Origin of the sequence: Streptococcus sp. HMSC073D05 (assembly GCF_001812015.1) — a bacterium.
GTDB classification, from domain to species: Bacteria; Bacillota; Bacilli; order Lactobacillales; family Streptococcaceae; genus Streptococcus; species Streptococcus parasanguinis_D.
The window spans coordinates 23,931-30,169 of the sequence record NZ_KV807493.1 but is presented as its reverse complement, the minus strand read 5'-3'; the positions used below and the strand labels follow the sequence as shown (position 1 = coordinate 30,169).

4 protein-coding genes are annotated in these 6,239 nt (G+C 37.4%); all 4 read right to left on the bottom strand.

All coding sequences use genetic code 11. The annotated features are described in order from the left end of the window. Window positions 1–1,305: 1,305 nt before the first annotated feature. The 4 genes from HMPREF2832_RS06520 to pflB all read right to left on the bottom strand — a co-directional run bounded on the left by HMPREF2832_RS06520 (window position 1,306) and on the right by pflB (window position 6,196). On the bottom strand, window positions 1,306–1,503 hold the full coding sequence (locus HMPREF2832_RS06520) for a histidine kinase (protein ID WP_070506088.1): 198 nt from the start codon (window positions 1,501–1,503) through the stop codon (window positions 1,306–1,308). 728 nt (window positions 1,504–2,231) lie between these two features. After that, complete coding sequence (locus tag HMPREF2832_RS06510) at window positions 2,232–2,699, bottom strand: threonine/serine exporter family protein (protein WP_003005049.1); 468 nt, start codon at window positions 2,697–2,699, stop codon at window positions 2,232–2,234. Window positions 2,700–2,703: 4 nt separating this feature from the next. Beyond that, entirely contained in the window at window positions 2,704–3,462 is a 759-nt protein-coding gene (locus HMPREF2832_RS06505; RefSeq protein ID WP_021153883.1) for a threonine/serine exporter family protein, read from the bottom strand. Window positions 3,463–3,880: 418 nt separating this feature from the next. Continuing rightward, window positions 3,881–6,196, bottom strand: a complete 2,316-nt coding sequence (pflB, locus tag HMPREF2832_RS06500) for a formate C-acetyltransferase (protein ID WP_070506082.1) — start codon at window positions 6,194–6,196, stop codon at window positions 3,881–3,883. Window positions 6,197–6,239 lie beyond the last annotated feature (43 nt).

The following is a 6,239-nucleotide window of genomic DNA, read 5'->3' as shown; positions in this document are numbered from 1 at the left end:
TTTGAAAAACTCTATAAATCCAATATCCTTACACTTATCACGAAAATGAAACCTAAGTGATCTTAAAAAAGAATCAAAAAACACATCATTTCCCATAGAAAACCCTTTCATTTTTAAAAACATTCTGATATAATCATACAAAAAATAAAGGAGAACTACAATGAAAAAAGTAATTATTTTTATCTTGTTAATCCTCTTAATCCTCTTATTAATCTTTTCTATTGTTGCAATTCTTATATACAACATGTTTTAAAAAATAAATGACCAGCCTCCTGTAGAGTACAGAAAACTGGTCGCATAAGAGGACTTTCTCTTGTTCCATTATTGGGGTGCAGTTACTAAACATGCTAAGTTTTTTTGCGTGAAGATATATCAAAACTTTTTAAACCAATTCTTGATATACTCTAAGCATATATCCAGTAAGAATTTGATAACTAATAATACAATTCCAATCTTCACAAACATGTAATATTTAAATGTGTCATCAAATGAATGCACACGGATCGGAAAGGTGAAGATATTAGACGGATTGATAAGAAAATATAGTGAGATACAAATAGATAAAACCAACGCCACTATAAAAATTTTTTTATGTAATTGCATTTTTTACCTTACCCTTTCTTGTTTTACAACATTAAATACCAATCACCAATTTTATATAGCCTGATTAATTCTTTTATTCCCCTTTCTATCAGGCTATTTTAATAGTTTTTATACCTTCATCATATACCAATTTCAAAATAATTCAAGTCTGTTTTTCTAATCATTTTTATGATATAATAATAAAGTTCGAATGATAAACAAAAAACTCAGCAACAATCCCAACAAACTCTATAAATTAGATACGATAAAAAAATTCTATTCTGCTCTTTTTTTAACTATTCGGTAAAATTCTCGAAATTTTGATACCGAATAGTTATTTTTTTGCATAAAATGTTTAAAAATCATGCTGAGATAGCCATTCTGAGCTGATTTAAGTTTAGAGGGCGGACAATCTATTGCTAAAATTCCATACAGCCCCAACGGTTTAGGCTGTTTTTTAGTTCATTCAACATCTTTCGGGAAAAGAAAAATTTTCGGAAAGTTATTTTTTGAAGAAAATAGGCTTTTTCGTAAAAAGATGGCATACTACTTTCGTTTCTTGATAACCAAAAAATGTTTTGTGCTAATCATTGTCAATTATGTACTTTATTTAAGTGAAAATTAAAAATTTTTCAATTGTACATTCATACAAAAACACGGCTCATGAATCATAGCCGTGTTATATTTTGCTTAAGCTAGTTAGCTAGTTCTCTTAGTTAATATTTACTTACCTTTTATTTGCTTTAATTCCTTTATCTCTTTTAGAATACTAAAAATATATAAACTAAATAGAACTACACCTGAAAAAGATAAAACAAAGAAACCAAACGTAAGTTTTTCTCCCATACCAGCTACTACTCCAAGGGATAAAATACCGATAGCCATTATGGTAATTATGAGGATAAACCACAAGTAAATCATGTAAAACTTATAAAGATAGCAAAAGGACTTATTTTTTTGTTTAGGCTTATACTTCCATATAAAATAAAATAAATAAGGTATAAAAATAATTAAAATAAATAGAAATTTCATCTCTAGCACAACTTATTACTTTCTATTTTGGATTTCCCGCAAGATCTCCTAACTTCCAAATACCAAGCCAAAAAGAAATTGTTAGCATGATAAAGAATGTGAGGAACATATTATCCACCAGATTTTTACTCATCAAGCATAGTTCTCTAGCTATGTAAGGAGACACGAGGAACAAAATGCACTGTACTATAGTAATTATTTTTTTCATGATTCATTTATAATACTGTCACATATGATACAGTATACTCCTTTCTAGGAAGAATTCTTATTATTCCTATCTTTATTATAGGCCTACAGCAATTTAGATTCAATTTTTAATATGTGAAAGTAGTTTCAGAATAATTTACAAAACAAAAATAAAGTACACTTTTTAAAGAATGTACTTTATGCTTCTAATTCAGTTGTATCAATGGTTTAGCTTTAGTTTAGTCAATTGTACATAAACTTTTAGTTTTCTTCAAAAAATAAAAATGAGTTCCAATTGTTAAAATGAATCGAGAAAATACAAAAACTTTCCGCCGTGAGAAAAGTGCTAGAAACACTATTGTTTCTAGCACTCGGGAGTTTTGGACCTAAGGAAAGTTTTTAAGAAGACTTTGTCACCAACACAACCAATGCTAGTTGGCATTGGTCATTTTTCTTTTTTGATGGCGTTGGTAAGAATGGTAGAGTTTCAAAACGACAGATCCACTAGCCATCCCGATGGAGATGACCAAGGCCAGAATAACCACCAGAGTCACGCTGGTTACTGCCTGGCGATATTGGCCACTGACAAAGAAGGAAGTGGTCCGATAGGAAATATATCCAGGAACCAAGGGTGCGAGAATGGACAACATAAAGACCACGACAGGCGTCTTGAGAATGATACTTAAAATCTGACTGATACAGGAGCCGACAATGGCTGCAATAAAGGTTGCAACGATGACATTGGTAGGCCCTTTCAGGATATAGTAAAGTAGCCAGATGCCCATCCCGAGGATTCCTCCAGGAATCAACATGGAGCGCTGCACATTTAGGACGATTAAAAAGGTGATGATGGCAATCAAACTGGCCACCGCTTGGATTAAAAATTCAGTTAGGTTCATGATTTTATTTCATAAGGACGAGGGCGACCGTTGTACCGGCACCAAGTGCAAGAGTAATGAGGAGAGTCTCAAAGAGTTTGCTCATCCCAGAGTTGAGGTGGTAATTCATCAGATCTCGGACGGCATTGGTCATAGCGATTCCAGGAACGAAGGGCATGACACAGCCTGCGATAATGAGATCGGTATTGGAAGGAAAACCACTATAGCGCGTCCAGATATGGGCCAAAAAACCAAAGACAAAGGCGGCCGCAAAGGCAGTGACAAAAGGAATGCGAACGTATTTCTCAACGACAAGAGAAAAAGCAAAGGCAAAGACAGTCGCAATACCTGCTCCAATCGCATCATAGAAATTTCCTCCAAACATGATGGAGAAGAAAGGTGCACTAAGAGTTGCCGCAATGGTCAACTGGAGATTGGTATAAGGAACGCGCTTCATTTTCAACTCGCTCAGGGCTTGGTAGGCTTGCTCGAGATCGATCTCTCCAGAGACGAGTTGACGAGAGATCTGATTGACATCACAGACCTTTTCAATATTATAATTAGTCCGCAAGATCCGTTTCATGCGCGTGACATTGGCATTCTCAATTGAAAAGAAAATAGCGACTGGCATCGCTAAAACATTGCAATCGACGATTCCCTGTGAATGGGCGATCCGGATCATGGTATCTTCGACCCGGTGAATCTCAGAACCGCTCTCTATCAGGAGGGTTCCAGCTAACATCAGGACGTCGATCACTTGGTTGATCTGTTTTGACTCTTCCATAATTTCCTTCTTACTAAATAATCTGTTTCTATTATAGCAAAAAAGGACGAGAGACAGAACTAAAATCTGACAATTCTAGTTTGTTTCTTATCCTTTCTGAATTCGTTTAGAATAGCTATTGTTTAGGCTTATCATTCGCTAACTCGGGTGGTGGTGCTGCACGGTGCTGTCCTGGACGAGAAGGGTTGCTAAAAAGATCAGTGCAATCAGGATAAAGAGCCAAATAATAGCGAAAATAAATGTTAAAAACATAGGATCACCCCTTCTATCTTATTTACAGCTCTACTATAACACTTGGAGAAAGCGCTGTCAAACCCTATACAGTAAGCTCTTAAACTCTTTCAAAATTCAGAATACTCTTGCGATGGGGATGAAAAAACCAGCCGTTTCCGACTGGTTTTTAAGATCTATTTGAATCTTAGTTCAAGGCATCATCCATTGAAAGAACTTCGTGGAAGACACGTTGTGTCAATTCAGTTTTTTGTTCTGGAGTGAGGTATTTAGTGTTTACACAGTATCCAGAGATACGAACGATAACGTCTTCACCTGACATGATCTTTTCGTAAACATCGTTCAAGTCCATAACGTTCAAGTTACAGTGTTGTCCACCGTTTTCGAAGTATCCATCAAGGATGGTTACCAAGTTATCAACTTGTTCGTCACGAGTTTTACCAAGAGCACGTGGTGAAACTTGAGTAGTCAATGAGATACCGTCAGCTGCATAACCAAAGTCAAGGCTAGCAAGTGAGTTCAAGTTTTGCAACCATCCACCTTTAGCTTTGTTAGATGGGTTAGCACCTGGTGAGAAGAATTCCAATTTAGACAAGTTCACAGAACCATCTTCGTTGAGGTATACCCCTTTGTGGACTGGTGAGTTACCAGTTTGTTTAGAGTAAGCAACGTTAGAAGTGATGGTAAGAAGTGAAACAGTTGCTTCAGCGTTCTTGTAAAGTTTGTGACTGCGAAGACGAGTAGTGTAAGCTTCGATCAACCATTCTGCCAATTCGTTAGAACGTGGGTCATCTTCACCCCAACGTGGGTATTCACCGATTGTTTCGTAATCGTAGATGTAGCCATCTTCGTCACGGATTGGTTTAACAGTAGCGTATTTGATTGCTGACAAAGTATCAACAGTGTTAGCGAATCCACAAATACCGAATCCCATGTTAGCGCGTTGGTGAGTTGGCAAGAAGGCCATTTGAACAGCTTCGTAGTTGTACTTATCAGTCATGTAGTGGATGATGTTCAAAGCATCTACGTAAGTGTCTGTCAACCAGTCAAGAGATTTTTCGAAGTTTGCTTTAACAGATTCGAATTCAAGAACTTCGTCACGGATTGGATCGATGTCAAATACTTTATAGTCTTTATGAACATCGTCGTAACCACCGTTCAAACCAGTAAGAAGAGCTTTAAGAACGTTAACACGAGCACCGAAGTATTGGATGTTGTGGCGTTGTTCTTCGTTTTCTGGGTCAAGTGGAGATACACAACATGAGATACAGCTCATTTCACCGTATCCGTCTTTGGCCATTGTTGTTACACCTTCGTATTGGATAGAAGAGTGTTTATGGCTCATGTGCATACAGTAGCGACGGAAGTTGTATGGCAATTTGTCAGTCCAAAGAACTGTCAAGTTTGGTTCTGGAGAGTTACCGATGTTGTCCAAAGTGTTCAAGAAACGGTAGTCCATCTTAGTAACACGGTGACGACCATCGTTACCCATACCAGCCATTGATGTTGTGATGAAGGTTGGGTCACCTGAGTACAATTCGTCGTAAGCTTTTGTACGAGCAAATTTAACAGTACGCAATTTCATAACGAAATCATCAACGAATTCTTGGATTTCTGATTCAGTGTAAGTACCACGAGCTAAGTCACGTTCTGCGTAGATATCCAAAACGATTGGCACACGTCCAAGAGAAGTAGCAGCACCGTTGATCACACGGCAGACAGCCATGAAGGCAATGTTTGTCCATTGGATTGCTTCTTTTGTATCGAAGGCAGGACGACGAACGTCTACACCATAAAGGTCACCCAATTTAACAACTTCTTTCAAAGCTTGGTATTGAAGGTTTACTTCTTCACGAAGGCGGATTGATTCTTCATCGATTTCAGTGATAGAGTTCCAGTCGCTTGCTTTTTCAGCCATCAAGTAGTCAGCACCGTAAAGAGCCAAACGAGCGTAAACCCCAATGATACGTCCACGAGAGTATGCATCTGGAAGACCAGTTACAGTATGAGCGTGGCGGGCACGACGGATATTTGTAGTGTAAGCGCGGAAGATACCATCGTTTACAGTAGTCACATATTTAGTGAAGATTTCATGAACAGCTGGATCTGGTTCGTATCCATTTTCTTTCAAAGTAGTTTCCGCCATACGGATACCACCACGAGGCATAAAGTTCAATTTGAACAATTCATCATTTTGGATACCGAAGATCACTTCGTTTTCTTTATCGATATATCCAGCTGCGATATCAGCGATAGATGTTGGACGGTTATCGTATGGGAAACGAGTTTCTTCATAATGAGCTTTTGTTTCTTCAACAATTTTTTTGATGTGAAGAGAACGTTCAGTTGGACCAGCTAGGAAGCTTTCATCTCCATCATATGGTGTGTAGTTAGCTTGAACGAAGCGAGAAACGCTTGCTTTTTCTTTCCAATCTTCACCTTTGAAGCCTTCCCAGGCTTTGTCAAAAATATCTTGTGCTTCAACGACTGTTTTAACAACCATTTTTATTTTCCTCTATTGTCTTTCTAGCAACTATATCTGTTGC

Bases quoted from the DNA above. Each gene is read 5' to 3' on its own strand.
- HMPREF2832_RS06520 (WP_070506088.1), bottom strand. From the start codon at position 1,503: ATGATTTACTTGTGGTTTATCCTCATAATTACCATAATGGCTATCGGT.
- HMPREF2832_RS06510 (WP_003005049.1), bottom strand. From the start codon at position 2,699: ATGAACCTAACTGAATTTTTAATCCAAGCGGTGGCCAGTTTGATTGCC.
- HMPREF2832_RS06505 (WP_021153883.1), bottom strand. From the start codon at position 3,462: ATGGAAGAGTCAAAACAGATCAACCAAGTGATCGACGTCCTGATGTTA.
- pflB (WP_070506082.1), bottom strand. From the start codon at position 6,196: ATGGTTGTTAAAACAGTCGTTGAAGCACAAGATATTTTTGACAAAGCC.